General features: G+C 69.1%; 21 protein-coding genes. 6 read left to right on the forward strand and 15 right to left on the reverse strand.

The window, feature by feature from the left end; all coding sequences use genetic code 11:
• Positions 1 to 789, forward strand: a 789-nt coding sequence (locus EYW49_RS07390; protein WP_131307762.1) for an IS256 family transposase, incomplete at its 5' end; no start/stop codon positions are given.
• A gap of 1,271 nt (positions 790 to 2,060) precedes the next feature.
• On the opposite strand, the gene EYW49_RS07395 is transcribed toward EYW49_RS07390, so the two are convergent.
• The 14 genes from EYW49_RS07395 to EYW49_RS07460 form a co-directional block, all read right to left on the reverse strand.
• Positions 2,061 to 2,870, reverse strand: coding sequence for a universal stress protein (locus EYW49_RS07395; RefSeq protein ID WP_131307765.1), 810 nt, complete (start codon positions 2,868 to 2,870; stop codon positions 2,061 to 2,063).
• Positions 2,871 to 2,887: 17 nt separating this feature from the next.
• Positions 2,888 to 4,072, reverse strand: a complete 1,185-nt coding sequence (gene tcuB, locus EYW49_RS07400; RefSeq protein ID WP_323052984.1) for a tricarballylate utilization 4Fe-4S protein TcuB — start codon at positions 4,070 to 4,072, stop codon at positions 2,888 to 2,890.
• Positions 4,056 to 5,501: an FAD-dependent tricarballylate dehydrogenase TcuA gene (tcuA, locus tag EYW49_RS07405; protein WP_131307767.1), complete on the reverse strand. Its 1,446-nt coding sequence runs from the start codon at positions 5,499 to 5,501 to the stop codon at positions 4,056 to 4,058. Before tcuA ends, tcuB begins: the two co-directional genes overlap by 17 nt.
• Entirely contained in the window at positions 5,498 to 7,210 is a 1,713-nt protein-coding gene (locus EYW49_RS07410; RefSeq protein ID WP_131307769.1) for an FAD-dependent oxidoreductase, read from the reverse strand. Before EYW49_RS07410 ends, tcuA begins: the two co-directional genes overlap by 4 nt.
• Positions 7,207 to 7,917: an SDR family oxidoreductase gene (locus tag EYW49_RS07415; RefSeq protein ID WP_131307771.1), complete on the reverse strand. Its 711-nt coding sequence runs from the start codon at positions 7,915 to 7,917 to the stop codon at positions 7,207 to 7,209. Before EYW49_RS07415 ends, EYW49_RS07410 begins: the two co-directional genes overlap by 4 nt.
• A 73-nt stretch (positions 7,918 to 7,990) precedes the next feature.
• On the reverse strand, positions 7,991 to 8,944 hold the full coding sequence (locus EYW49_RS07420; protein ID WP_131307773.1) for an NAD-dependent epimerase/dehydratase family protein: 954 nt from the start codon (positions 8,942 to 8,944) through the stop codon (positions 7,991 to 7,993).
• Between the two features lie 8 nt (positions 8,945 to 8,952).
• A complete protein-coding gene (locus EYW49_RS07425) occupies positions 8,953 to 9,375 on the reverse strand; it encodes a cupin domain-containing protein (protein ID WP_131307775.1) in 423 nt (140 codons plus the stop codon).
• A 1-nt stretch (position 9,376) separates the two neighbouring features.
• Positions 9,377 to 10,300: an NAD-dependent epimerase/dehydratase family protein gene (locus EYW49_RS07430; RefSeq protein ID WP_131307777.1), complete on the reverse strand. Its 924-nt coding sequence runs from the start codon at positions 10,298 to 10,300 to the stop codon at positions 9,377 to 9,379.
• Positions 10,297 to 11,130, reverse strand: coding sequence for a sugar phosphate isomerase/epimerase family protein (locus EYW49_RS07435; protein WP_131307779.1), 834 nt, complete (start codon positions 11,128 to 11,130; stop codon positions 10,297 to 10,299). Before EYW49_RS07435 ends, EYW49_RS07430 begins: the two co-directional genes overlap by 4 nt.
• Positions 11,131 to 11,132: 2 nt before the next feature.
• Complete coding sequence (locus tag EYW49_RS07440) at positions 11,133 to 13,709, reverse strand: branched-chain amino acid ABC transporter ATP-binding protein/permease (RefSeq protein ID WP_131307781.1); 2,577 nt, start codon at positions 13,707 to 13,709, stop codon at positions 11,133 to 11,135.
• Entirely contained in the window at positions 13,706 to 14,575 is an 870-nt protein-coding gene (locus EYW49_RS07445; protein ID WP_131307783.1) for a branched-chain amino acid ABC transporter permease, read from the reverse strand. Before EYW49_RS07445 ends, EYW49_RS07440 begins: the two co-directional genes overlap by 4 nt.
• Positions 14,576 to 14,615: 40 nt before the next feature.
• A complete protein-coding gene (locus EYW49_RS07450; RefSeq protein ID WP_131307785.1) occupies positions 14,616 to 15,854 on the reverse strand; it encodes an ABC transporter substrate-binding protein in 1,239 nt (412 codons plus the stop codon).
• Positions 15,855 to 15,904: 50 nt separating this feature from the next.
• Positions 15,905 to 17,695: a thiamine pyrophosphate-binding protein gene (locus EYW49_RS07455; protein ID WP_131307787.1), complete on the reverse strand. Its 1,791-nt coding sequence runs from the start codon at positions 17,693 to 17,695 to the stop codon at positions 15,905 to 15,907.
• Positions 17,696 to 17,723: 28 nt separating this feature from the next.
• Complete coding sequence (locus EYW49_RS07460; protein ID WP_131307789.1) at positions 17,724 to 19,178, reverse strand: aldehyde dehydrogenase family protein; 1,455 nt, start codon at positions 19,176 to 19,178, stop codon at positions 17,724 to 17,726.
• 135 nt (positions 19,179 to 19,313) lie between these two features.
• Here EYW49_RS07460 and EYW49_RS07465 point away from each other — a divergent pair, with 135 nt between their 5' ends.
• The 5 genes from EYW49_RS07465 to EYW49_RS07485 all read left to right on the forward strand — a co-directional run bounded on the left by EYW49_RS07465 (position 19,314) and on the right by EYW49_RS07485 (position 24,994).
• The gene (locus EYW49_RS07465) at positions 19,314 to 20,327 is read left to right on the forward strand and encodes a LysR substrate-binding domain-containing protein (RefSeq protein WP_131307791.1); all 1,014 of its coding nucleotides are present in this window, start codon (positions 19,314 to 19,316) and stop codon (positions 20,325 to 20,327) included.
• A gap of 366 nt (positions 20,328 to 20,693) precedes the next feature.
• A complete protein-coding gene (locus EYW49_RS07470) occupies positions 20,694 to 21,446 on the forward strand; it encodes a gluconate 2-dehydrogenase subunit 3 family protein (RefSeq protein ID WP_131307793.1) in 753 nt (250 codons plus the stop codon).
• A gap of 1 nt (position 21,447) precedes the next feature.
• Complete coding sequence (locus tag EYW49_RS07475; RefSeq protein WP_131307795.1) at positions 21,448 to 23,214, forward strand: GMC family oxidoreductase; 1,767 nt, start codon at positions 21,448 to 21,450, stop codon at positions 23,212 to 23,214.
• A complete protein-coding gene (locus EYW49_RS07480) occupies positions 23,211 to 24,425 on the forward strand; it encodes a c-type cytochrome (protein ID WP_131307798.1) in 1,215 nt (404 codons plus the stop codon). The genes EYW49_RS07475 and EYW49_RS07480 overlap by 4 nt, the downstream gene beginning before the upstream one ends.
• Positions 24,426 to 24,514: 89 nt before the next feature.
• Complete coding sequence (locus tag EYW49_RS07485; protein ID WP_131308001.1) at positions 24,515 to 24,994, forward strand: cupin domain-containing protein; 480 nt, start codon at positions 24,515 to 24,517, stop codon at positions 24,992 to 24,994.
• 33 nt (positions 24,995 to 25,027) lie between these two features.
• On the opposite strand, the gene EYW49_RS07490 is transcribed toward EYW49_RS07485, so the two are convergent.
• A complete protein-coding gene (locus EYW49_RS07490; protein ID WP_165498166.1) occupies positions 25,028 to 26,392 on the reverse strand; it encodes an amidase in 1,365 nt (454 codons plus the stop codon).
• Positions 26,393 to 26,603 lie beyond the last annotated feature (211 nt).

Raw genomic sequence — 26,603 nt, forward strand, 5'->3', positions numbered from 1 at the left:
ATCGACGAACGGGTGAAGGCCTTCCTCGATCGCCCGATCGAAGGCGACTGGCCCTATCTGTGGATCGACGCGACCTACCTGAAGGTCCGCCAGAACGGGCGGATCGTGTCGGTGGCGGTGATCGTCGCGGTCGGCGTCAACACCGACGGTCGGCGCGAGGTGCTCGGCATGGACATCGGACCGTCGGAGGCCGAGACGTTCTGGACCGGCTTCCTCCGCAAGCTCGCGCGCCGGGGCCTGCGCGGCGTCAAGCTGGTGATCTCCGACGCACACGAGGGGATCAAGGCGGCGGTCTCGAAGGTGCTGACGGCGACGTGGCAGCGGTGCCGGGTTCACTTCATGCGCAACGCCTTGGCGCACGCCGGCAAGAACGGCCGCCGGGTCGTCTCCGCCTTCATCGCCACGGCCTTCGCCCAGAACGACGCCGAGGCTGCCCTCCGTCAGTGGCGTGCCGTCGCCGATCAGCTCCGGCCGAAGATGGCGAAGCTCGCCACCTTCATGGACGACGCCGAGGYCGAYGTGCTCGCCTACATGAGCTTYCCCGCCCCRCATCGGGCGAAGCTGCACAGCACCAACCCGCTCGAACGCCTCAACGGCGAGATCAAGCGCCGMACCGAGGTCGTMGGCATCTTCCCCAACGAAGAYGCCATCGTCCGSYTSGTCGGSGCGATCCTGCTCGAACAGAACGATGAATGGGCCGTCCAGCGCTCCCGCTACATGACCCTGGAAACGATCGCCGCCATCGGCGATGATCCTGCCGTCCCTGGCCTGCCGAACATGGCGGCCTGAGTCCGCCGCCCATATCGGCGCCCCCGCTGGCCAACGGTCAGCTACACCACTCCCAGGGACGTCACCCTCGATCTGGATTTTCCGGCTTGCCGAGTTCTTGTTTGCGGAGCACTCGTCGATGGAGTCCGGCAGACTCTCCTCGTCGCGGCCTCGGAGTATTGATCATTCTCGGTGTCGCGGGCGTGGGTGCGACTCATGTTGTTCGAAACTCTTGGATCAATCCGTCGATCGCCTCGATGGCTCCGGCGTCGACGACGGCAGTTCCCGTCCCAACGGCGAAGTTCACATCTACCGATTTTCCGGTGAACATGCATCAATCTGTAGGTGACCGATCAACCAACGTTGAAACGTGAACCTTCCCTTGGACCGTCTCAAAGGGCCGATTGAGTGGCCCGGCATTCCAGGATGCCGTCAGGGATCCGATTGTGTTGGCGCGCGCTCCGCAGCTCGGCGACACCGATCTCGCTTCCCTGTTCGGCCAACTTCCGCGATGCAGCAGTTCCCTGAATGCCCTCTGCCGACTCCCTGTTCCGCCCTGCAGGGAAATCGGGCACATCACCTTGAATCAATATGTGTTTCAGATGCCGACGGGGCCTCGTGCCGGCTCGTTCGACGAAATTTCCCTGCAAATTCCCTGAAAGCAGGGAAATCCGAGACCGGTTAGCGCTCGACTGCGGCCACCGCCACTACACCCTCACAAAATGGCTGTTTTCAGGGGTTTCGGCTCGATCTGTCGGACCCCCAACCCACCACTACGTCGTGATTTCGAGCGGATGGCGGTGAACGACGGTGGACGGTCGACCCTCCCGCTCGAAGCCCGCAGCGGGCCGGGCTCGACAGAGCGAGTCGCTGCCCGTGATCGTACGGTTTCAACTCTTCGCCCCAATCTGACGGGCGGATTCCTGGAAGGCCGTCACGAAGACCTGGGGGGGCAAAACCGGGTCGTCATCGATGACGTCGTACCTCGCCCACGCGACTGACCTCCGAAACACTCCGGTCATCGCCCGAAATTTTTCCGGCCCGAAAATTCCTCGACCCCCGCGCCGCCGCCCAAGTGCAGTGTCGACCCTCCTGCCGTCCGGCACCGTGCCGGGATGACCAAACGCCCACCAAGACCTCGCCCCGAGTTCGTCAGCCGCTGCGCACGCCTGGGGTGATCGACGGCTCGGAAGCTCTGGCGCGGGGAGCGGCAGGCGTCGCTATGGACAGTGTCGCGCCTGGCCGGATCGCGGGTGCGCCGTTCTTCTCAGATGTACGACGCACAGACCGCCTCAATTGGCGAGGAGGACGGGCAGCGTCATGTGCCGCAAGAGGTAGCGCGTACCTGCCCCGCCCCCGAACAGCGTGAAGCCCGATCGATCGAAGGCGCCGGACACCAGCAGATCGGCGCCGTGATCGGACGCCTGATTGAGCAGCGTATCCATCAGATCGACGTGGTCCATCGGCACCCGCCGCCATTCGGCGGCGACGCCGTGGGCGGCGAGTTGATCGAGCGTGAGGGCGGCCATTTCGTCGCCCGCCTCGCCGGCCCGCACCGCCTCGACCACCAGCGCCTCCGCTTCTTTCTCGATCAGAGGCAGCGCGTCGCAGAGCGCTCTCGCGGCGGAGCGCGATCGGTGCCAGGCGAACATCGGCCGCGCGCCGACGCGGACGAAAGTTCCGACCGGCGGCACGATCAGCACCGGGCGACCGGATTCGAGCAGCAGATGTTCGGCGAGGTCTGCCGGAACCTGTCCGCCCGCTTCGTATCCCCCGAGAACCACGAGGTCGAAGCTCGAAGCATATTCGACGGCGCGGAGGACGACCGTGTGTTCACCGCCGCGATCGAGGTCGACGAAACGCGCCCGCTCGCCGAGCCCGCGCGTCCGTTCGACGAAGCGGGAACGCGCGGCGTCGACGCGGGCGACGTAGTCGGCGCTCGGCCAACTGGCGACGGTGCCGACGCGCTGCGGCGCGGCGATCTCGGCGAAGAGCCCGGTGAGGCGGGCGCCGTGGCGCCGGGCGAGGTCGACGGCGAGATCGACCCGGGCGCCGCATCGGGTTTGCGTGTCGAGATGGACGAGGATGGTGGCGATGGTCATGGCCTCTCCTGCGATCGTCAGTCGGCGCCGAGGTCGAAGCGGCGCGGAAGCCTCTTTTCGACGGCGTGTTTGAGAAGAGCCGCGGCGCGATAGGCGCCATGGGCGAACTTGCCGTAGGGCAGCGTCAGAAAGAGCGCCGTCACCGTACCGAGATGAGCGGCGAGCCACAGCGGCATGAGCCGGGTCTCGCGCAGGCCGAGGAGCAGGAGGCCGGTCACGGCGACCGCGAGGAGCAGCACCACGAAGCCGCGGTCCATCGGCCGCTGGTCCGGGTCGCCCTGGGCGGGATCACGCCGGACATTGAGCCACAGGAGCCCGGCCGGCCCGATCGTCAGGCCGATGCCGCCGACCGTGCCGAGGATCACCGGCGCGCTGAACCACGCATAGGGCGCGTCGAGGCGGAACACGTAGTGCAGGACGGTCGCGACCACGGTCGAGGCGAAGCACAGCAGGAAGCCGTAGGCGGTCAGATGGTGGAAGCGGCGCCGCACGAGGGTGAAGCGGTCGTCGGCCTCGTTGCATCCCTCGCCGTGACCGCCGCCGAGATGGCGCAGCGTCGCGACGTCGACCGCCGCTTCGGCGACCGCAGGCCCCCGCACCGTCGCGATCGCCGCGAGCGTCTCGACATCGGCGCCGACGGCGGGCGAGACACCGCGCCAGAAGCGGACGACGCCGATCGTCAGCGCCACCACCGCGAAGCCGAAGACCGTCCCGAACATCGCGACGAGCAGACCGTGCGGGAACACGGCATAGAAGTTCGCGTCGCGTGCCTCGTGCGAGAGGCCGCCGCCGACGAGGACGGTGAGGGCGAGGAAGAGCGACAGGCCGAAGGCCAGCGCCAGCGCCACCGTCAGGCCGGCGCGATGGTAGAGCCGGCCGAAGGCCGCCGGCCAGGCGTGATCGCGGTAGGTCTCCACTCGTACCTTCGCCATGGCCCGCGGTACGTTGACGGCGAACTCGTGCGGCGAAGCATATTGGCAGGCATGCAGGCAGGCGCCGCAGTTGTGGCAGAGATTGGCCAGGTGATGGGTGTCGGCGGCGGTGAACTCGAGGCGCAGGGTCATCGCCGGAAAGACCGCGCAGAAGCCCTCGCAGTAGCGACAGGCGTTGCAGATCTGCAGGACGCGGGCGATCTCGGCTTCGTTCGCGGTGAGGAACCGGGCCGGCGCGAGCCCTTCCATCGGGTCAGAAGGCGCAGACAAGGGCCATCTCCTCTTCGAAGGCGGGATTGGACCGGCCGACCGCACGCGCGGCCGAGGCACCGGCGAAACGCCCGAAGGCGGTGCCGATGCTCATGCCGACCCCGGCGGTGTAGCCCTGCCCGAGCACGTTGCCGGCCATCATCTCGCCGGCGACGAAGAGATTGCCGCTCTCCCGTCCGCCGAAACGGACGGCGGCGGTCGCATCGGTCTTCAGGCCGAGATAGGTGAAGGTGATGCCCGGGCGCAGCGGGTAGGCGACGAAGGGCGGGGTATCGATCGGCAGCGCCCAATGGGTCTTCGGCGGCGCGAGCCCGTCCGTGCGGCAGTCGTCGAGGCGGGTGTGATCGAAGGTGCCGGGTCGGCAGGCCGCGTTGTAGGTGGCGATCGTCTCGCAGAAGGTCGCCTCGTCGAGACCGATGGCGTGAGCGAGGCCGGCGATCGTGTCGGCCCGCGTGCCTTCGAAGACCGGCGGCATGAAGCGTCCGATCGCCTTGCGGTCGATGATCGACCAGGCGATCTGGCCGGGGCGTTGCGCCACCAGACGCCCCCAGATCGCATAGCGCTTGGGCCAGAAGTCCTCGCCCTCGTCGTAGAAGCGGCGCGCGTCGCGGTCGACCACCACACCGAGCGAGACACAGTCGATGCGGGTGCAGATGCCACCGTCGTAGAGAGGGGCCCGGGCATCGATCGCCACGCAGTGCGCCTGGGTCGGATCGCCGATGGTGTCGGCACCCGCCGTCATCATGAACCGCAGCAACGTGCCCCGGTTGAATCGGGTCCCGCGGATCAGGAAGTTCTCCGCCGGCCATTCGCCACGCTCGTTCGTCCCCCAGGCCTCGCGTTGCCATTCGAGGTTGGATTCGAAGCCGCCGCAGGCGAGGACGCAGGTCTTGGCGGCGATGCGTTCGCCCGACGCGGTCACCGCCGCGACGAAACGCTCGCCGTCGAGATCGAGACGATCGACCGGGGTCTCGTAGCGCACCTCGACGCCGAGGGCGGCGGCGCTGCGGTAATAGGCGTTCACCAGGGCCTTGCCGCCTCCCATGAAGAAGGCGTTGGTGCGGGCCACGTGCAACGCGCCGGAAAGCGGCGGTTGGAAGTGGACGCCGTGGCGGATCATCCACGGGCGGCAGCGGGCGGAATGGCGCACGACGAGGCGCGCGAGCCGCTCGTCGGTCTTGCCGGCGGTGACCTTTTCCAGGTCGCGCCAGTATTCCTCCTCGGGATAGCTCTCGACGAGCACATCCTGCGGCGTGTCGTGCATGCAGCGCAGATTGCGCACGTGCATCGAGTTGCCGCCCCGCCAGGCGCGGGGGGCCGCCTCGAGGAGCATGACCGTGGCGCCGGCCTCGCGGGCGGTCAGGGCCGCACAGAGGGCGGCATTGCCGCCGCCGATCACCAGGACGTCGATGTCTGCCGATCGCGTCATGCCCTGCCCTCCGCGCTCGCCGCCCGGCGCCCGGCGGTCCAGCCGAAGACCAGCGCCGGGCCGAGCGTGATGCCGGGGCCGGGATAGGCCCCCTCCATGATCGAGGCCATGTCGTTGCCGCAGGCCCACAGGCCGGGGATCGGCCGGCCGTCCGCGCCGAGGACGCGCGCTTCGGTATCGGTGAGGAGGCCGGCGGCCATGCCGAGGTCGGCCGGCCGCACTTCGACGGCATAGAACGGCGGTGTCACGATCGGCGCGACACAGGGATTCGGCCCGTGGTCGGCGTCGCCGAGGGCGCGTTGGTAGACGTCGCCGCCGCGACCGAAGGCCGGATCTTCACCGCGCACGGCGTCGCGGTCGAAGGTCTCGATCGTCTCCGCGAATGCATCCTCCGGCACGCCGATCGCCCGGGCGAGGCCGGCGATCGTGTCGGCGCGCTTGAGATAGCCGCTCGCCACGTGGCTCTCGACGCCACGCATGAAGGGGCGGACCCGGCCGAGGCCGTAGCGCCACAGAAAATCGGCGTCGCACACCAGAAAGGCCGGCAAGGCGCGCTCCGCGGCGGCGAGTTGGGCGCGGACGAAGGCGTGATAGGAGATCGCCTCGTTGACGAAGCGCCGGCCGTCGCGGCCGACGGCGACGAGGCCGGGCTTGGCGCGATCGGTCACCGTATGAGGAAAGACGCCGGCTCCGCCGTCGGCGCGGGTGAAGGTGGAGGCCGGAACCCAGAAGGCGCCGGCCTCGCCCGGCTCGGAAAATCGCGCTGCGACGGCCACGGCGAGCCGCGCCCCGCAAGCGGCGCCGCCGTGGTCGACGGTGGCGGTGAGATCGCCGGCCGCCGGCGGCACGTGTCGGCGGCGCAGTTCGCGATCGTGGGAGATGCCGCCGGTCGCCAGGATCACGCCGCGGCGCGCTTCGATGCGGCCGGTGGGCGTATCGACGAAACGGACCCGTCCCTCCCCGTCCCGCTCGATGGCGTCCACCGCCGTACCGGTGCGCAGGGTCACCCCGGCGTCGAGCACCGACTTCAGCAGCCGCGCGACGAGCGCATTGCCGAGATGGAGCGTGGTGCCGCGCCTCGCGCGAAGGCGCTCGAAGCCGTGACGCAGGAGGAGGCGGGCGACATGGACGGCCGATCGCGGCGAGCGCGTCGCCCGCCGCAGATGTGGGATGTCGGCGCGCGCGACCATCATGCCGCCGAAGAGCATGAACTCCGGCAGGGGATCGCGCACCAGAGCGAAGGCGCGGCCGAGTGCGCGCGCGTCGAAGGCGACGGGCTCCAGCACGCGGCCGCCGGCGGTGGCACCGGGCCGGTTCGGTTCGTAGTCGGGGTAGGTCATCACCGGTTTGAAGCGGAGCTCGGTGTTGGCTTCGAGCCAGGCGAGAGCGGCGTCCGCGCGGTCGAGGAAGACCCCGAGCCTCGCGCGTTCGCCACCGGATGCGAGCGGCGGCAGTGTGGCGGCGAGGTAGGCCTTCGCCGCCGCGATCGTGTCGGGGCGACCGGCCGCGGCGGTCTTGCGATTGGCCGGCAACCAGACCATGCCGCCGGAGATCGCCGTGGTGCCGCCGACGACGGCGGCCTGCTCGAGCACCAACACCGACGCCCCCGAGCGGGCGGCCGTGGCCGCCGCCGTGAGGCCGCCGGCGCCGGCGCCGACGACGACCACGTCGAAAATCTCCACCACCGGGCGGTCGGGAGGCGTCGTCATACCAGGCCACCGTTCGGCTGGACGACCTGCCCGGCGATCCACGACGCTTCGTCGGAGGCGAGGAAGCGGACGACGGCGGCGATCTCGTCCGGGCGGCCGATCCGGTCGAAGGGGCTCATCGCGGCGGAACGACGCTTGGCCTCGTCGTTCTTGCCGGCGTTGAAGAGATCGGTCTCGACCGGGCCGGGCGCGACCGCATTGACCCGGATCTTCCGTGCGGCGAGTTCCTTGGCCATCGACCGGACCAGACACTCGACCGCCGCCTTGGACGCCGCATAGGGCCCGAGTCCGGGGGCGGCGTGGCGGACCAGCGAGGTCGTCAACGCCACGATCGCCCCGCCGTCGGCGACCCGTCGTGCCGCTTCGGCGAGCACGTTGAAGGCGCCGATCACGTTGACCTCCATGAGGGCGCGAAAGTCCTCGGGCGGAAAGGCGGCGAGCGGCCGCGGCGGCACGTTGATGCCGGCGTTGGCGACGACGGCCGCCGGCGCCGTGCCGAAGGTCGCTTCGGCCTCGTCGAAGACCCGGGTGACGGCGGCGGCGTCGCGGATGTCGACCGAGAAGGCGGTGGCGCGGGAGGAGGACTGCGCCGGACCGGTGGTGGTGAGGCCGACGCGCCAGCCGGCGGCGGCGAAGGCGTCGACGCAGGCCGCGCCGATGCCGCGCGAGCCGCCGAAGACGAGGACGACGGGAGATTGTTCGGTCATGTCGGGTTCCTCTGGGAAAGACGTCGGGAATGACGAGAGGGCGGGACCGCCCTCCCGAAGCGGTTCGGGGCGGTCACCCGGCGGCGGCGCGGGTGGCGGCGACGGTGGCGGCGATGCCGGTCACGATGTCGTGGCGCGGTCGGTAGCCGAGCTCGGACACGGCACGGGAAATGTCGAGCGCCCCCTTGCGGGCCGACACGATCGTGCCGCCGTGGCGATAGGGACCGTCGTCGCCGACCGTGATGCGGGCACCGGGCACCGCCCGGTTCACCGCTTCCGCGGTGTCGGCGAGCGTCGGGGCGGCGCCGGTCGCCACGTTGTAGGCGTCGAAGCGATGTTCGGGCTTGTCGAGCGCCAGAAGCACGCCGGCGACCGTGTCGTCGATGTGGACCTGATCGACGGCGAAGGAGGCGCCGTTCGGCTCGTGGAACGGGCGCCCGGCGAGCGCCGCCTCGATGAAGGTGCGCGGCATCCGGAGGCGCGGGAGATGCGGGCCGTAGACCCAACAGGTGCGCACGTTGATGCACTCGAGGCCGTGCTCGCGGGAATGGACCCGGCCATAATGCTCGGCGGCGAGCTTGGTCAGTCCGTAGACGGAGGTCGGACGTTGCGGATGATCCTCGTCGATACGGTCGGCGAGGAAGTCGCCGTAGGTCTCCTCGGTCGAGACGTGGACGACGCGCCGCACGCCGGTCAGCCGCATCGCTTCGAACAGGTTCACCGACCCCGCGACGTTGACGGCGAGCGCCTTCAGCGGAATGTCCGCCGCCGGCGCGACGCCGACGATCGCCGCGCAGTGGATCACGGCGTCCGGCCCCTTTTGCTCGAAGAGGCGGACGAGGCCGTGCCACTCGCCGAGATCGAGGAGGGCGAAGGTCAGGCGCGGGTCCTGCGCGGCGAGGACGGCGAGCGCCGGAGCGGCGACGGCATCGGTGGCGACGACCCGGTCGCCGCGGGCGAGCAGGGCCCGGACGACGGCCGAGCCGAGCCAGCCGCAGGCGCCCGTGACCAGGATGGTCTTCGACATGGGACGCCTCAACGTGGCTGGGGTTCTTCGTCGGTCGGCGGGCTGGTGATCACCAGGAAGACCAACGGTTCGAGGCCGGTGCAGTGGAATTCGTGGACCACGCCCGGCGGGATGAAGGTGACGTCGTCGGCGCGCACGAGGCGGCGCTCGCCGTCGACGATCAACAGGCCCTGACCGGAGAGCACGTGGTAGATCTGCTCCTGGACCGCGTGAACATGGGCTTCGACGAAGGCGCCGGGTTCGTAGGCCGAGATCCGGTGATCGAAGAACCGACTGCCGACGGTCGCCGGCGTCACGATCGCCTTGGAGAGCGCCTGGTGGTAATGGCCCGGGTACTGGCTCCACAGGAGTTCGCCGAGATTGCGCGTGGCGGCGTACTTCTTCTCCGCGGCATCCGCGAAGGCGTTCGGGTCGGGGGAAACGATGGTCATCTCACTCTCCTGAAGGAAATCCGGGCAGACCGGCGAGGAGCCGGCGCTGGTCGTGTTCGGCGACGAAGCCGAGGCGTCGCTCGGCGTGGGTCAGGTCGTAGAGCGGCGCGAAGGGCCGGCGGGCATAGAGCTCGGGATCGCGGATCTCGACCCGGTCGCCGTGCAGCCGACGCAGACGGTCGACCGTCGGTTCCGGTGACAGCGTCGCCTGCGCCGAGAGGTAGAACGCCTCGAAGGCGCCCGCCGCCATGTCCAGTTCGAGCGCGAGGCGGAAGGCGCGGGCGACGTCGCGGGGATCGACGTGGTGATGGAGCGGCCCGCCGCCGGCCGAAGACGGGCCGCCGACCACCGGTCCGCGATAGGCATCGGGATCCTTCGCCCGGGCGACGATCTCGCCCGCCATCTCCGGATAGGCGACGAAGACGGTCCGCAGCGCCACCACGGCCAGACCGCGCAGCGCGAAGGCGCGGCAGAGATCCTCGCCGAGCACCTTGGAGACCGCATAGGGGTCGGTGGCGAGAAGCGGATGGGAAAGGTCGAGGGGCGCGAAGCGGGGTGGCAACATGCGCCCTTCCCGCACCGTGTAACCGGCGACGGAATCGCTCGAGCAGAAGACGACGCGCCCGACGCCGGCGGCCTCGGCGGCGGCGAGCACCGTGAAGGTACCGAGCACGTTGACGCGCATGATCGTGTCGCCGTCACCCGACCAGATGTTGGGCACCGCCGCGACGTGGAACACCGCTTCGACGCCGGCGGTGGCGCGGGCGACCAGCGCCGGATCGGTCACGTCGCCGACGAACCAGTCGATCGGCTCCGCGGCGGTACGCCGGTCGAGACCCCGGACGGAATGGCCGTGGCCGAGGAGTTCGCGGACGACGTGGCGCCCCAGGAGCCCGGCGGCGCCGGTCACGAGAACAGTGGTCATGCGGCGGTCTCCCGATCGCGGGAACCGATCCCGAGCGACGCGAGCACGGCGAGGCTGACAGCGATCGCTTCGTCCGGGGCGGGATCGATGATCTCGAGCGTGCAGGCCCCCGCGAAACCGGTGGCGTCGAGGGCCGCGACGAAATCGGCGACGGGAACGTCGCCGAGGCCGAGACGATCGTGGCGCCAGACCGTGCGGGTCGTGTCGGAGAGGTGGACGACCTTCAGAAGGTCCGCGACGGCGGCGAGGCCGGCACCCATGTCCTCGCCGACGAAATGGGCGTTGGCGGCATCCCAACAGACGCCGACCGCCGGCGAACCGAAACCGCGCACGAAGGCGGCGAGTTCGACCGAACCGGGAAACGCCGCGAAGGGTACGTTCTCGATCGCCAGACCGACGCCACGCGCCTCGGCGAGCGGCAGCAGGCGCTCGATGCCTTCGCGGATCCACGCCTCGCGCAGAGCGACGGGTGGAGGAAAGAGCGGACTCATCCGCCCGGGCACCACCACGAGCCAGGGCGCGCCGAAGTCGGCGGCGAGCCCGATCGCCGCGTCGAACATTTCGATCGAGGCCGCCCTCACCCGTTCGATCGGACTCGCCAGATTGTGGTCGAGGCTCGGCAGGTTGACCGAGGCGATGCGTCCGCCGCCCTCTTCCGCGGCGGCACGGATCGCGGCACGGGCCGCGGCCGACAGGCCGTCGAGTGGCAGGTGCGGTGGGTGGATCATCAACTCGAAGGCGCGGTGACCGCGTTCGCTCAGTTCACGCACACAGTCGAGCGCCGGTGTCGACCAGATCCAGCCGTAGGTGTTGATCGAGGCTTCGCGCATGGTCAGGCCCTCCGCGTCAACGGGGCGACGTCCGCGCCATTGACGATGCCGAGCAAGCGCTCCTGCAGGGGCCGGTCGGCAGCGAGCAGCGGGGCGGCCCCGCCCCAGGCGACGCGCCCGTTGACCAGCACATAGGCGCGATCGGCCATGGCCAGCACGCTCTCGGCATGATGCTCGACGATGACCAGGCTCGCCCGCGAGGTCAGGCGAGCGACCGCCGCGCGCACTTCCTGGACCACCGCCGGGGCGAGACCCTCGAACGGTTCGTCCAACAGGATCAGCCGGCTCGGCACCATGAGGGCACGCGCGATCGCCACCATCTGCCGTTCGCCGCCCGACAGATGTTCGCCGCGCGACTTCAGGCGCTGGGCGATGCGCGGGAAGAGATCGTAGATCTCCTCGAGCGAGGCGCCGCCGGAGCGCGTCGAGAGCTTCAGGTTCTCCGCGACGGTCAGATTGGGGAAGAGCCGACGGCCTTCCGGGACCAGCGAGATGCCGAGACGATTGATCGCGTCGGCGCGCAGACGACCGATTTCGGTGTCGTCGAAGACGATGCGACCGGCGGTCGGCGGCAGAACGCCGGTGATCGCCCGGAGCGCGGTCGTCTTGCCGACGCCGTTGCGGCCGAGGAGGGCCACCACTTCGCCGGTTCCGACCACGAGATCGAGCCCGTCGAGCACGGTTCCGCCGCCGTAGCCGGCCGAGACGCCCTCGACCGTGAGGAGCGGACGACGCTCGACCGCCACTGCCGTCGCGACGATCTCGATCGGGCGCGACGCCTCGGCCACCGGGGTCGGGGCCGCGCCGTGGCCGGTGCCGAGATAGGCGGCGACCACCTCGGGGTGACCGGCGACCTCGGCGGGAGCGCCGTCGGCGATGAGGCGCCCCTGGTGGAGCACGGTGATGCGATCGGACATGGCGAGGACGCGATCGATGTCGTGTTCGATGAGGAATACCGCATGGCTGTCGGCGAGCCGGCGGATGAGGGCGCCGACGACCTTGCGATCGGATTCGGCGAGGCCGGCGAGCGGTTCGTCGAGGAGCAGCAGGCGGGCCCGGGTGGCGAGCGACACCGCGATCTCGAGCAGGCGCTTCTCGCCGTGAGCGAGCGAGGCACAGAGTTCGCCCGCCCGGTCGACGAGGCCGACCGCATCGAGCAGCGACCAGACCCGGAGGTTGGCGTCGGCATCGGCGTGGGCGTCGCGCCACAGGCCGAACCAGTGACCATCGGCGGCCTGGACGGCGATGCGCACGTTTTCGAAGGCGGTGAGATTGGGAAACACCGACAGGATCTGGAAGGAGCGGGCGATGCCGAGGCGGGCCCGGCGATGCGGCGCCAGATCGACCACCGAACGACCGTCGAGAAGGATGTCGCCGCCGTCGGGACGCAGAACGCCGGTGAGAAGGTTGAAGAACGTCGTCTTGCCGGCACCGTTGGGGCCGATCAGGCTGTGCAGGCCGACCCGGCCGACGTCGAGCGAGATGCCGCTCTGGGTGATGATCGAGCCGAAGCTCTTGGAGAGATCGCGCACGCTCAGGATCGGCCGATCGCCCGCATCCGACTCGGCGACCACTGGTGCATAAGCCGGGATCGTCGCGGGACGGGCCGGGATTCCGTGGCGGGTCAGCGTCCAGCGGTCTCGGCGACCGAAGAGGTTCAGGAAGATGCCCTGCACGCCCTCGTGGGAGAACAGTGCGGAGACGATGATGATCGGCGCGAAGAACAGCCACCAGTTCTCGGTGATCGCCGAGAGGCGGTCTTCCAGCAGGATGAAGATGCCCGCGCCCCACAGCGGTCCGAGGAAGTGATGGACGCCGCCGAGGGCCGCCATCAACACCGGATCCCCGGCATGCGCCCAGTTGAGATTGTTGGCGTAGACGCCCTGCAGCAGGAGGCTCATCAACCCGCCGGCCACCCCGATCGCCGCGCCCGCGACGACGACCGCGACCAGCTTGGTCCGGTAGGTGTCGTAACCGAGACTCGCCACCCGCTGTTCGTTGTCGCGAAGGGCCTGCATGACGCGGCCGAGCGGGGCATGGGCGGTGCGCCAGAGCAACCACAGCACGCCCAGGACCACCACCACCGTGAAGGCATGAAAGGCGGCGGCCGAGGGGAAGAGCGGTCGGGCGACGTTCTGCAGGCCGTTCTCGCCGCCGGTGACCGCCGTCCACTTGTAGGCGACCTCGAAGGCGATCTGCGAACAGGCGAGCGTCAGCAGCGAGAAGTAGAGGCCGCGCCGGCGCAGAATGATCGCACCGACGACCGTCGTGAGGACGATCGAGAACAGGACGGCGACGATCAGGCCGGTGATCTCGTTGCCGCCGGCGATCATGCCGCCGAGAATGGCGACGGCGTAGCTCGCGCAGCCGAAGAAGAAGGATGCGCCGAAGGGCACGAGCCCGAGATAGCCGATGAGGAAGTTCACGCCGGCACCGTAGAGCGCGTAGATCGCGATCTGGGTGATGCGATGGATCGGCATGCCGATCGCCAGAGCCGCACCGGAGCCGACGACGAGCGCCACCGCCGCGACGACGATCGGATGGGCGAGAAGGCGCATGGACGGAGAAGGGACCTTCATTCGAAACGCTCCCAGCGCTCGCCGAACAGACCGCGCGGCCTGAGCAACATGATCGCGAACATCAGCGCGTACATCGACGCGGCGGCCGCCTCGGGCCAGAACTGGATCGTCACCGAGGTGACGACGCCGACCGCCAAGCCGGCCACGACGGCCCCCAGGAACGAGCCGAGACCGCCGATCGCCACCACCACGAAGGCGGGCATGACGGCGTTGGCCGACATCGAGGGCGACACCGTCCACAGCGGCGCGGCGAGGACCCCGGCGATGGCGGCGAGCGCGCAGCCCAACCCGAACACGGCGGTCAGGACGCGCGACAGGTTGATGCCGAGCAGTGCGACCATTTCGGGATCGCGGCTGCCGGCCCGCAGGATGCGGCCGTAGGGCGTCCAGGCGAGAAAGGCCCAGAGGCCGAGCAGGGTCGCAACCGTCGCCCCGAGGACGGCGACGCGATACTTGGTGATGAGCAACGGACCGAATTCGACGATCCCCGCCAGGACGGGCGGCGGATTGAACGGCTTGCCGTCGGCCCCCCAGACCAGGCGGATCAAAGCCTCGATCAGCAGTGCCAGGGCGAAGGTGACGATCAGACTCAGCAGCGGTTCCTTGCCGTAGAGGCGGCGGATGATCGTCGCCTCCACGACCATTCCCACGAGCCCGACCAGAGGCGGTGCGAGGACCACCGCGCTCCAGCCGAACCAGTGGTACATCTGCCAGGCGAAATAGGCGCCCAGCGCGAAGAAGGCCCCGTGCGCGAAGTTGATCACACCGAGAAGGCCGAATGTGATCGACAAGCCGACGGCGATCAGGACGTAGACGAATCCCAATACGAGGCCGTTCGCCACTTGACTGACGAGTATGTCGAGCATGTTCGACACCTGCGATCGTGAGTGATACGAAAACGACGGATCAGAGAGCCGGCATCGAACAGCCGATCTCTTCCTTGGTGCCGAAGGCCTTCTCGGTGTCGGCGAGCGTGTCCGAGGTGTTCTTCAGAAAATCGAAGTAGTTCCATTTGTCGGAGATCTGCGCCTTCACCTGCACGATCACCGCCGGTCGGACCATCTGATGGTCCCATTCCCGGAAATAGAACGGGAACTTTCCTTCGGCATTCTTCCACTTCTCCAGCGCCGTGACGATATCCTGCGCCTTGGTGGACTTGGCGGCTTCGATCGATTCCAGCAGCGCGCGCATGCCGATCCAACCCGACCAGGTCTTGTCCGACGGCGGCTGACCGTACTTCTTCGCGAAGTCTTCGGTCATCTTCTTTTCGGCGGCGGTGTTCTGTGGGTTGTCGTAGTACCAGGGCTTGATGAAGATGCCGGTCGAGGCCTGCGGGCCGACGTCCCAGAAGTCGGTATCCGTCACCGCGACGGCGGCGTACGGAACTTTGCCCTTCATCCCCATTTCGTTCCACTGCTTCAGGAAATTCGAGAAGTCGCCGCCGACGAGGCCGCCGATGACGGCATCGGGCTTCGCCTGTCGGATCTTGAGGATGTAGGAGGAGTAGTCGGCGGTGTTGACCGGGACCTCGTCGACGCCGGCTTCGGTCGCGGCGATGCTCGGAAGTTGCGAGCGGGCCGAACGCAGGATGTCCTGCCCGAAGGCGTAGGACGGGGTGATGAAATAGATCTTCTTGCCGAGCTGCGACACGTAGGGCATCAGCCCGGCGATCTGGACCGGCACCGTCGCTTGGGTGCGGAAGGTGTAGCGCGAACAGTCCTTGCCGGTGATCTCGCGTGCCGCCGCTCCGGTCAGGATCAACGGGATCTTCTCGCGATTGGCGACGCTCATCATCGCCAGTGCAGAGGAGGAGTAGTTGCCGCCGACCACGGCGACGACTTTGTTTTCATCGATCAGGCGCTGCATGTTCTGCTGCGAAACCTGCGGATTGGGCTCGTCGAGCCACACCAGTTCGATCGGCCGGCCGAGCACCTTGCCGCCGGCCTGTTCCACCGCCAGCGCCGAGCCGCGCTGGAGATATTCGCCGATCGCCGCGCCCGGCCCCTGTTTGGTGTAGATGAGGCCGATGCGGATCGGGCCGGCATCTTCGGCCGAGGCCGCAGACGACCCGCCGACCGCAGGAACCGCGGCGAGGGCCGCCAGGAGGCGCAGGATGGCGCGATTTCGGCGCTGGATTTCGGTCATGGCGTAGTCCTCCGTTCGGTTTTTTTCGTTGTTCTTCCGTACGTCGCGGGTCAGTCGAGGCGATGCGGCCGCCCGAAGATCGGTTCCTTGTAGGGAATGGGGGGAAGCGACCAGGTCCCCGTCGAGGGCGGGCGGACATCGGCGTCGACGTGGAGGTCGATCAGACAGGGGCGACGGTTGCGCAGTGCCGTCTCGACGGCGCCGCGCAGATCCCGCGAGCGGGTGACGGTGACCCCGTCGGCGCCGCAGGCCCGCGCCCAGGCCGCGAAGTCGGGATTGTAGCGCTCGCCGCCCGGCCCCTGATTGCCGCGGTAGAAGGCGGTGCCGATCTCGCGCCCCTCGAACAGCCCGTACTGGAGATCGCGGATCGCGCCCCACGCGAAGTTGTTCCAGACGATCCAGATGCAGGGCAGATCGTATTCGACGGCGGTCGCCACCACGTGCGGCGCCATCATGAAGCCGCCGTCGCCGACCACCGCGACGCAGGGGCGATCGGGCGCGGCGAGCTGGGCGCCGAGGACGCCGCAGACGCCGAAGCCCATCGACGAGTAGCCCCAGCTGTTGAGCATGCTCTGCGCCCGCTTCGGCTGCCAGAACTGCATGAACCAGTTGTGGTGGACTCCGGAGTCGAGCGACAAGATCACGTCGTCGGGGAGTACGTCGGCGAGGGCGCCGACCACGAATTCCGGTCGGATCGGCGACGTGTCCAGCGCGAAGTTCGGCCGCACGAAGGCCTCCCACTCGGCGCGCCAGCCGGCGACCTCGGCGCGCCATGCGGCGAAGCTCGCGCGGTCGATCTCGCGGCGTTCGGCGAGTGCAGCGATCAGCTGCCCCGCGAAAGTCTTGGCGTCGGCGATGATGCCGAGCGTCGGGGGATAGTTGCGGCCGATCTCGGTCGGATCGATGTCCACCTGGAGGAGCCTGGTCGTGGGGAAGTTCCACGAATAGCCCGGGTTCCAGCTCGACGAGGAGCGGTCGTCGAAACGGGTGCCGATGCAGATCACCAGATCGGCGAAACGACCGGCCTGATTGGCGGGATAGGCGCCGTTGCGGCCGATGAAGCCGAGGGTCAGCGGGTCGTCGGCCGGAACCAGTCCCATGCCGTTCGGCGAGGTGATGACCGGGATGCCCCAGCGGGCCTGCAGCTCGGTCATCTCGGGGCCGGCCTCGGAGAGCGTGGTGCCGTGGCCGACGAAGAACACCGGACGCTTCGCCGCGGCCACCAGATCGACCGCCGCGGCGACGTCGGCCGCACTGGCGCCCGGGCGATGAACGCCGAAGGAATGCGAGGGCAGCGGCGGGGAAACGTCGTCCTCCTCCTGGAAGACGTTGTAGGGAACGTCGAGGTTCACCGGACCGGGCCGGCCGGTGACCATCGTGTCGAAGGCCTGCCTCAGCGCCAGCGGCAGCATGTCGACCCGGCTCGGCTGGAACGAGCGCTTGACCACCGGGCGCAGCACCTGAGCGAAGTCGGCCTGATTGTGCGCGTAGAGTTCCTGGAAGGGGCCGCGATTGGCCTGCGACGTCGGAACATTGGCGGTGATCGCCAGAAAGGCGGACGAATCCGACAGCGCCGTGACGAGCGGCATCACCATGTTGGCGGATCCCGGTCCGGTCGACGTGAGCGTCGCGACGGGGCGGTGCTTCACGCGGAAATAGGCGTCCGCCATGTGGCCGGCGGCCTGTTCGTGACGCGGCGAGATCAGTCGGACCCGATCGCGCACGGCGTGCAGCGCGTCGAGCATGCCGACGTTGCCGTGCCCGCAGATGCCGAACACGAACGGCACCTTCTGCTCGACGAGATATTCGGCGATGACCTCGCCACCCTTCCTCTTCGTCATCCGACGACACCTCCTGCGACCCGGCCGTTCAGACCAGGAGCGTGACCATTCGTTCTTCGCTCATTTCCCGGATGGCCCAATGCGGACCCTCGCGTCCGAATCCGCTGTCCTTCGACCCGCCGTAGGGCATCAGGTCGACGCGGGAGCTCGGCGTCTCGTTGATGTGGACACCGCCGACCTCGAGACGGCGTACCGCCGCGAGGGCGTGATCCAGACGCTTGGTGAAGATGCCGGTCGCCAGCCCGTAGGGCGTGGCGTTCACGCGCTCGATCGCCTCGGCGAGCTCGTCGAAGGCGGCGATGCACAGGACCGGACCGAACACTTCGGAACACCCGAGCGTGGTCCCGGGGGGCACGTCGGCGAGCAGCGTCGGCGACACCACCGATCCGCGCCGGTCGCCGCCGGCGAGCCGACGGGCGCCGTGTGCCACCGCCTCCTCGATCCAGTTTTCGATGCGATCGGCCGCGGCCGGCGAGATGACCGGCCCGACGACGGTGCCGTCATCGCGCGGATCGCCCCAGGGCAAGGCGGCGACCAGCCCGGCGAGCCGGCTCTCGACCTCGGCGAGGATCGTCCGCTCGACCAGGAGGACCTGGATCGAGGTGCAGACCTGACCGGCCTTGCGGTAGGCGGCGTTGATCACCTTCGGCAGTGCGACGTCCAGATCGGCGTCTTCGCAGAGGATACAGTGGGCGATCGAGCCGAGTTCCATCTGGGTGCGGCGCAGTCCGGCGCTCGCCTGAATCTGGCGGCCGACTTCGGTCGAACCGGTGAAGGCGTAGAAGCGGACGGACGGCTCCTCGAGCAGCCAGCGCGCCACTTCCGCCCCGCCGTTGACGATCGACACCAGGGCCGGCGGCAGACCGGCGTCGATCAGGCACTCGACGAGCGCGGTGGCGCTCATCGGCGTGTGCAACGACGGCTTCAGGACCACCGCGTTGCCGGCGGCCAGCGCCGGGCCGATCTTGTGGGCGACGGTGTTGAGCGGCGCATTGAACGGCGTGATCGCACAGACGACGCCGAGGGGTACGCGGAGCGTGAAACCGATCCGCCCCTTCTGTCCCGGCGCGCCCTCGACCGGCACCATCTCGCCCCCGAAACGCCGTGCCTCTTCGGCCGACAGGCGGAAGGTGAGGACGCACCGACCGACCTCCCCCGCCGCGTCGCGCCGCGTGAAGCCGGCCTCCTGCACGAGGACGTCGATCAGGGCGGCGGCGCGCGCCTCGACGAGATCGGCCGTGCGATCGAGGATCGTACCGCGCTCGTAGGGATCGAGTGCAGCGGTCCGGTAGGCCCGTTCGGCCGCCGCCACACACCGCGTCACCTGAGCCCGCGATGGAAGCTCGGCCTCGGCGTAGGTGTGGCCGAGATACTTGTCGGGAACGGCGACCGTCTCGACGCCGTCCTCCCAAGCTCCGTCGACGAACAGACGGCACCGCGGTACGCCCCGCGACGATCGGCTCTGCGCGAACTCCTGCGCCATTCGAAGCGTCTCCTGCCCGACCTCGTTTTCTTCTGGGCCCCATCTAAAACCGATTTGACATAAGTGGAAATACCGTTTCATGCTTCCCGCCATAAGCCAAATGAATGGCTCTCGTGAGAAGAGGCAAGGCGCGGGATGGATCTCAGGCAGCTTCGATATTTCGCTCAGATCGTCGAGAGCGGCTCCCTTTCGAAGGCGTCGCGCTGCCTGTTCGTGGCGCAGCCGGCGCTCTCGCAACAGTTGGCCAAGCTCGAGGACGAGGTCGGCAAACCGCTGTTGCAGCGCTCCTCGCGCGGGGTGACCCCGACCGAGAACGGGCTCGCCCTCTACCATCATGCCCGCTTCGTCCTGCGTCAGATCGATCAGGCGCTGTCGATCGCCCGCAAGGAATCGGGCGAGGTTCAGGGCATGGTGTCGGTCGGGCTACCGGCGACGACGGTTCTGGCGATCGGTCTGCCGCTGATGAAGCGGATCCGAGCGAAATTTCCCGGAATCCTTCTCAATGTGGTGGAGGGGATGAGCGGCCACCTCGCCCACATGATGCGGCTCGGACAGCTCGATCTCGCCATCCTCTTCTCCAACGACGTGTCGTCGACGCTCGATTCGACTCCCCTGCTCGAGGAGGAGCTGTTCGTGCTGTTTCCTGCCCGCCACGCCTGGGCGCCGACCGGCCGCACCGACATGGCGATCTCCGAGGTGGCGGAGATCCCGCTGATCCTACCGACCAACGCCCACGGGCTGCGGCGGCGCGTGGTCGCCGAATTCGACCAACGCAACCTTCGCCCGCAGGTGGTCGCCGAGATCGACTCGCTCTCGCTGCTGATGAGCTGCGTCCTCGACGGCATGGGGGCGACCATCAAGCCGATGTCGGCCCTCGGCCACGAGCGCGATCGTGCCGGCGACTGGCGGGCGCTGAGGATCTCGGACGCGCGGATCTCGCGACGCAACTACCTCTATTCGATCTCCGCCAATCTGTTGTCGCCGGCGGCCTACACCGTGGCTCGCGAGATCGAGGCGACCGCGCGGGATCTGATCGCCGGAGGCGAATGGCTCGGCGTCCAGGCGATCGACGCCAAGCCCGATCGGACCGTCGCGGAGCCCGCACCGATCCGGTCGGACGCCCGCCCGGAGGCGGTGCGCGAAGGGTGATCGCGGTGCACCGTCGCGCCCCGTCGATGCATCTGATCTCGGTTTGTTCGAAATCTTCGTCCGGGTTCGATGAGAGTTCCGGATGCGCCGATCGTTGCGCGGCACGAGCTCGACGACACCTTAAGCCTCCCCCCCGTCTCGCAGACCGGCATCGAGGCCTGAGTACGCTCCCACATCGGCGCGCCCCGCTGCCCGGCCGGCAGCTACACCACCTCGCGGGACACGATCGCCGGAGGACGGGGGCGACGGCCGGTGCCTTTCCCGGTCTCCTGACATTTCTCCTTTGCCCCAACGGCTTTTCGGGAACCGAACGGGAGCTCGGGTGTTTCCGTTGGGGAGCCGCGCGCTCCTCCCGGAGACTCCCTCATGTCCACGCCGACCTCACCGACCCGCCGCCGCGTCCTGTCGACCGCAGCTTGGCTGGCCGCCTCCTCGATCCCCGGCGTGGCCTTCGCGCGGTCGATTTCCGGGGCCCTGCCCTGGGATGCGAATTCCGCGGCGCCGCCGCCGAAGCTCCAGCTCAACGGATGGTTCTTCTTCACCTCCGCCGAGGTGGAGACGGTGACGGCGATCGTCGATCGGCTGATCCCCGCCGACGCTCTGTCGCCCTCGGGCGCCGAATGCGGCGTGGTCGTCTACATCGATCGCCAGATGATCGGGCCGTTCGGTCGGTCGAGCCGGCTCTACACCCAGGGGCCGTTCTTCCTCGGCACCCCGCGCCAGGGCTGGCAGAGCCCGGATACGCCGGCGCAGCGGTGGCGGGCCGGGGTGGCGGCGCTCGAACGCTGGGTCGCCGCCAACCGAACCGGCCGTCGCTTCGCCGCTCTCGCGGCCGAGGAGAAGGATGCGGTGCTGAAGGACGTCGAGGCCGGCAAGATCGATCTCGGCGCCGGCGTCGATGCCAAGGCCTTCTTCGCCCTGGTCCTCCAGAACACCATGGAAGGCTTCTTCGCCGACCCGGCCTATGGCGGCAACAAGGACATGGCGTCGTGGCGGATGCTCGGTTTCCCCGGCGCGCGCTACGACTATCGCGACCACGTCGACAAGCACGGCCAGCGCTATCCGCTGCCGCCCGTCTCCATCACCGGTCGCCCGGAATGGGCCGGAAAGGTCGACTGACATGGCCAAGATTCTTCCCCGCAAGGACGTCGTGATCGTCGGTCTCGGCTGGTCCGGCGCGATTCTCGCCCACGAACTGACCGATGCCGGGCTCGACGTCCTGGCGATCGAGCGCGGCCCGTGGCGCGACACCGCCCGCGACTTCAACATCGGCTACGCCCAGGACGAGCTGCGTTACGCCATCCGCCGCGATCTGTTCCTGCAGCCCGCCACCGAGACGATGACGGTGCGCAACAGCGACGCCGAGCGCGCCCTGCCGATGCGCGACTACGCCTCGTTCCTGCCGGGCAACGGCGTCGGCGGCGCCGGCGTCCATTGGAACGGTCAGACCTGGCGGTTCTGGAACTCCGACTTCCGCACCCGTTCGAACATCGTCGAGCGCTACGGCGCGGCGAAGCTCGGCGAGCTGACGGTCCGCGATTGGGGCGTCACCGGCGCCGACATGGAGAGCGCCTACGATCGCTTCGAAGCCCTCGCCGGGATCTCCGGCACGGCGGGCAACGTCGGCGGCACGATCCGGCCGGGCGGCAATCCCTTCGAGGATCCGCGCGCCCGCGACTATCCCAACCCGCCGATGAAGATGACCAAGGCGCCCATCCTGTTCGCCGAGACGGCGATGGCGATGGGGCTCCATCCCTTCCCCTGCCCCTCGGCCAATCTCTCGCAGCCCTACGTCAACCCGCTCGGCATCGCCATGGGCCAGTGCACCTTTTGCGGCTTCTGTGAGCGCTTCGGCTGCGCCAACTATTCCAAGGCCAGCGCCCAGACGACCATCCTGCCGGTGCTGATGAAGAAGCCGAACTTCGAGGTGCGGACCGACAGCGAGGTGCTGCACGTCGACCTCGACCCGTCGAAGACCTTCGCGCGCGGCGTCACCTATGTCGACACCTCCGGCGAGACCTGGTTCCAGCCCGCCGATCTGGTGCTGCTGTGCGCCTACGGGCTGCACAACGTGCGGCTGATGATGCTGTCGGGGATCGGCACGATCTACGATCCGGCGACCGACGTCGGCACCGTCGGGCGCAACTACTGCTACCAGACCAATGCCGGCGTCACCGTCTACTTCGACGACGCGACGCTCAACCCGTTCATCGCCGCCGGCGCGCTCGGCCAGACGGTCGACGACTACAACGGCGACGCCTTCGACCATTCGGCGCTCGACTTCGTCGGCGGCGCCGGCATCAACTGCGTGCCGACCAACGGCCGTCCGATCGCCTTTCATCCGACCCCGCCGGGGACGCCGAGATGGGGCGCGGACTGGAAGAAGGCGGTGGCGAAGAATTATTCCAACGCCCTGTCCTTCGGCTCGCAGGGGTCGAGTTACGCGATCCGCGGCAACCATCTCGACCTCGATCCGACCTACACCGACCGCTTCGGGCGGCCGCTGATGCGCATGACCTTCGACTTCGCCGACAACGACATCCGCATGTCGGCCTGGGTCTCCGACCGCATGGAGGCGATCGCCGGCCGGATGGGCGGGCGGCAGGTCGTCTCGGATCGGCGCAAGAAGGGATGGGATTCGACGGTCTACCAGTCCACCCACAACACCGGCGGGGCGATCATGGGCACCGACCCCAAGGCCTCTGCGGTCAATCCCTTCCTGCAGAGCTGGGACGTTCCCAACGTCTTCGTGGTCGGCGCTTCGGCCTTCCCGCAGAACCCGGGCAAGAACCCGACCGGCACGGTGGGGGCGTTGGCCTTTCGCGCCGCCGACGCCATCCGCCGGCAATATCTCGCCAATCCCGGCAAGCCCCTGGTGACGCCATGAACCCCGCGACCTTCCTCCTGGCGCTGGCGGCCGCGGCGCTCGCCCCGACCGCGGCCTTCGCCGGCGACGTCGATCAGGCCGACCGGATCGGGCGCGGCGCCTATCAGGCGGTGCTCGGCGACTGCGCCGGCTGTCACACCGCGCCCGGCGGCGCGCCCTTCGCCGGCGGCGCGCCGATCGCCACGCCGTTCGGGACGCTGATCCCGCCCAACATCACCCCCGACCGGGACACCGGCATCGGCGACTGGTCGCTCGACGATTTCCGCTCGGCGATGACGCGCGGCGTCGGGCACGACGGCATCCGCCTCTATCCGGCGATGCCCTACCCCAACTATGCGAAGATGCCCGAGCCCGACATCGACGATCTCTGGGCCTTCCTGGGCACGATCGCCCCGGTGAAGAACGACGTCGACGCCAACCAGCTGCCGTTCCCGTTCTCGATCCGCACCCTGATGATCGGCTGGAACCTGCTCGAATTCACGCCGAAGCCTTTCGCGCCGGACGCCGCGCAGTCGGCGGAGTGGAACCGCGGCGCCTATCTGGTCCAGGGTCCGGCCCATTGCGGCGCCTGCCACACGCCGAAGACGATCTTCGGCGGCGACGACGCGGGCAAGGCCCTGACCGGGGCGTCTCTCCAGGGCTGGTGGGCGCCCGACATCACCGCCGCGCCGACCACCGGCGTCGGATCCTGGTCGAAGGAGGAGCTGGTCGCCTACCTCGCGACCGGGGTCAACGGCCACACCATCGCCTCCGGCCCGATGGCCGAAGCGATCGCCGCCTCGACCTCGAAGATGACGCCCGAGGATCTCGGTGCGATCGCCACCTATCTGAAGACCCTCGGACCGAGCGATGCCGCCCGACCGACGCCGCTGGCGGCGAGCGACCCGGCGATGAAACACGGCGCGGCGATCTATGTCGACAATTGCTCGGCCTGCCACGGCGGTCGCGGCGAAGGGTCGAAGGATCTGTTCCCGGCCCTGGCGTCGAGCCCGATCGTCGCGCAGGCCGATGCGACCACCCTCGCCCGCATGGTGGTGATCGGCTCGCAGGGCGTCCACACCGCGGCCAAACCGACCACTCCGGCGATGCCGTCGCTCGGCTGGCGCCTCGACGACGCGGCGGTCGCCGACGTGCTGACCTTCGTCCGCAACAGCTGGGGCAATGCCGCCGCCCGGGTGACGCCGGGCACGGTCGCCAAGCTGCGCAACTGACGCGAGCCGTCTTCGCGGAGACGGCGACCCGCGAACCAACCGAGGCGATGTCCGACGCGGTCGGCGCCTCGCACATCGAGGAGACGATCATGAGCACCACCGCCGTCCAGATCAGAGACATCGGACCGCAGCCGCAATCGTTCGACATCGAACAGGCGACCAAGGCCAACACCAACTACCGCACGGTCGCCTGGAGCGGGCGTTATCTCCAGGTGACGCTGATGTCGATCCCGGTCGGGGGCGACATCGGTCTCGAGGCGCATCCCGAGACGGATCAGTTCCTGCGCCTCGACGCCGGCACCGGCCGCGTGCAGATGGGCCCCGCGAAGGACGCCCTGACGTTCGACAAGGAAGTATCGGACGGGTGGTGCGTCCTGGTTCCGGCCGGAACCTGGCACAACATCACCAACATCGGGACGAAGCCGATGCAGGTCTATGCGGTCTACGCCCCCGCGCATCACACCCCCGGCAAGGTGCAGGCGACCGCGGCGATCGCCGAAGCCGACAAGGCCGACGAACCCGCCGACTGGTCGGTGCAGCCGAAGCCTGTGGCCGACAAACACGGCTGACGCGGTCCCGCGGCGCGGCCGGATCGCCCGCCATCACGCGATCGTCTCGCCGTTGCGGCTGCGCGGCACCGCCGCGGCGCCGTCGGACAGCGTGAGGCCGGCGGGCGGCAGATCGCCGAGAACCTCGGCGACCGCTTCGGCGATGGCGAGCAGACGGGCATCGGAATAGCGCGGGCCGACCAGTTGCAGGCCGATCGGCAGCCCCTGTGGCCCCCGGCCGGCGGGGACGGCGACGCAGGGGACGTGGAGCGCCGTCCACAGGCCGTTGAAGATCGGATCGCCGGTCGCCTCCAGGCCGTGGGGCGCTTCGCCCGGCGTGCAGGGGGTCAGCAGCGCATCGAAGCGGCGTTCGCACAGGCGATCGAAGGCGATCCTCAGGCGGGCGATCGCATCGTGGGCGGCGCGCAGACCTTCGGGCGTGATCGCGCGGACATTCTCGACGCAGTCGCGAAACTCGGCGGCGAGGGCGTCGCGGTGGCGCAGATAGTCGGGATAGAGGGCCACGCTCCCCTCGGCATACATCACCGTGTCCTTGTGGTCGGTCAGACGATCGAAGGCGGTCGCCAACTCGACCGGCTCGATTTCGGCCCCCGCCGCCGCCAGTCGCTCGGCGGCGACCGTGAGCAGCCCGCGCACGCCGGCATCGGCGCTGTCCCGGTGCGGTGTCAGGCACAGACCGATGCGCAACCCGGCGACGCCGTCACAGGGCGCGGTGGTCGCGATCTTCGGCAGCCGAAAGGCCTCGGCGACCAGCCGCAGGTCGTCGACGCTGCGGGCGAACCAGCCCACGGTGTCGAGCGACGGGGCGACGACCTTGGTTCCCTCGAGCCCGACCAGACCATGGGTCGGCTTGAAGCCGAAGATGCCGGTGAAGGCGGCCGGTCGCATGATCGAGCCCGCCGTCTGCGTGCCGATCGCCAGCGGCACCATCCGGTCGGCGACCGCCGCGGCGGACCCCGCCGAGGATCCGCCCGGGGTGTGATCGAGGTCGTGAGGGTTGCGGGTCAGCGGGCGGCGCCCACCCAGCGCGAATTCGACCGTGTCGGTCTTGCCGAGAACGATCGCCCCCGAGGCCCGCAGCACGTCGACGGCGGCCGCGTCGGCGCCCCAGGGCCGCCCTTCGTAGAGTGCGGAATTGCACCGGGTCGGCATGTCGAAGGTCGAGAACACGTCCTTGACGCCGAGCGGGATCCCGTCGAGCGGGCCGCCCGCCCGGGCCTTGTCGCATTCGCGCGCCCGCGCCACGGCGAGATCGGGATCGAGATGGACCCAGGCCTTGACGAGCGGATCGCGCGTCCGGATGCGATCGAGGCAGGATCGCACGAGTTCCTCGCAGGACAGGTCGCGGGCGCGAATGGCTGCGACGGCATGACGCGCGCCGAGTTCATGGGGCTGCACGCCGCGACCCTCCCCGCGGGAAACCGGGCCCCGCCGAGGCGACGGGCGGGAAGGAACGCGGCCCGCCCCCGTCGGCTGCCGCAACTTTGTGCACAATTGCCTCCGGCCGATCGGCTATTGTTTCCCTCTCCTCCCGATGACGACGGCGTGACCGATCCCGATCCCCGAGGGGCCGAGGTGGGCACCACCGAATCTGCGTGAACCGGCGGGC

It is taken from the genome of Siculibacillus lacustris (assembly GCF_004328075.1).
GTDB lineage: Bacteria > Pseudomonadota > Alphaproteobacteria > Rhizobiales > Ancalomicrobiaceae > Siculibacillus > Siculibacillus lacustris.

Coding starts and splice junctions, on each gene's coding strand:
- EYW49_RS07435 (WP_131307779.1), bottom strand. CDS start 11,130: ATGCGCGAAGCCTCGATCAACACCTACGGCTGGATCTGGTCGACACCG.
- EYW49_RS07480 (WP_131307798.1), top strand. CDS start 23,211: ATGAACCCCGCGACCTTCCTCCTGGCGCTGGCGGCCGCGGCGCTCGCC.
- EYW49_RS07485 (WP_131308001.1), top strand. CDS start 24,515: ATGAGCACCACCGCCGTCCAGATCAGAGACATCGGACCGCAGCCGCAA.
- EYW49_RS07440 (WP_131307781.1), bottom strand. CDS start 13,709: ATGAAGGTCCCTTCTCCGTCCATGCGCCTTCTCGCCCATCCGATCGTC.
- EYW49_RS07430 (WP_131307777.1), bottom strand. CDS start 10,300: ATGACCACTGTTCTCGTGACCGGCGCCGCCGGGCTCCTGGGGCGCCAC.
- EYW49_RS07395 (WP_131307765.1), bottom strand. CDS start 2,870: ATGACCATCGCCACCATCCTCGTCCATCTCGACACGCAAACCCGATGC.
- EYW49_RS07455 (WP_131307787.1), bottom strand. CDS start 17,695: ATGACGAAGAGGAAGGGTGGCGAGGTCATCGCCGAATATCTCGTCGAG.
- EYW49_RS07445 (WP_131307783.1), bottom strand. CDS start 14,575: ATGCTCGACATACTCGTCAGTCAAGTGGCGAACGGCCTCGTATTGGGA.
- EYW49_RS07475 (WP_131307795.1), top strand. CDS start 21,448: ATGGCCAAGATTCTTCCCCGCAAGGACGTCGTGATCGTCGGTCTCGGC.
- EYW49_RS07470 (WP_131307793.1), top strand. CDS start 20,694: ATGTCCACGCCGACCTCACCGACCCGCCGCCGCGTCCTGTCGACCGCA.
- EYW49_RS07420 (WP_131307773.1), bottom strand. CDS start 8,944: ATGTCGAAGACCATCCTGGTCACGGGCGCCTGCGGCTGGCTCGGCTCG.
- EYW49_RS07460 (WP_131307789.1), bottom strand. CDS start 19,178: ATGGCGCAGGAGTTCGCGCAGAGCCGATCGTCGCGGGGCGTACCGCGG.
- EYW49_RS07425 (WP_131307775.1), bottom strand. CDS start 9,375: ATGACCATCGTTTCCCCCGACCCGAACGCCTTCGCGGATGCCGCGGAG.
- EYW49_RS07465 (WP_131307791.1), top strand. CDS start 19,314: ATGGATCTCAGGCAGCTTCGATATTTCGCTCAGATCGTCGAGAGCGGC.
- tcuA (WP_131307767.1), bottom strand. CDS start 5,501: ATGACGCGATCGGCAGACATCGACGTCCTGGTGATCGGCGGCGGCAAT.
- EYW49_RS07415 (WP_131307771.1), bottom strand. CDS start 7,917: ATGACCGAACAATCTCCCGTCGTCCTCGTCTTCGGCGGCTCGCGCGGC.
- EYW49_RS07450 (WP_131307785.1), bottom strand. CDS start 15,854: ATGACCGAAATCCAGCGCCGAAATCGCGCCATCCTGCGCCTCCTGGCG.
- EYW49_RS07410 (WP_131307769.1), bottom strand. CDS start 7,210: ATGACGACGCCTCCCGACCGCCCGGTGGTGGAGATTTTCGACGTGGTC.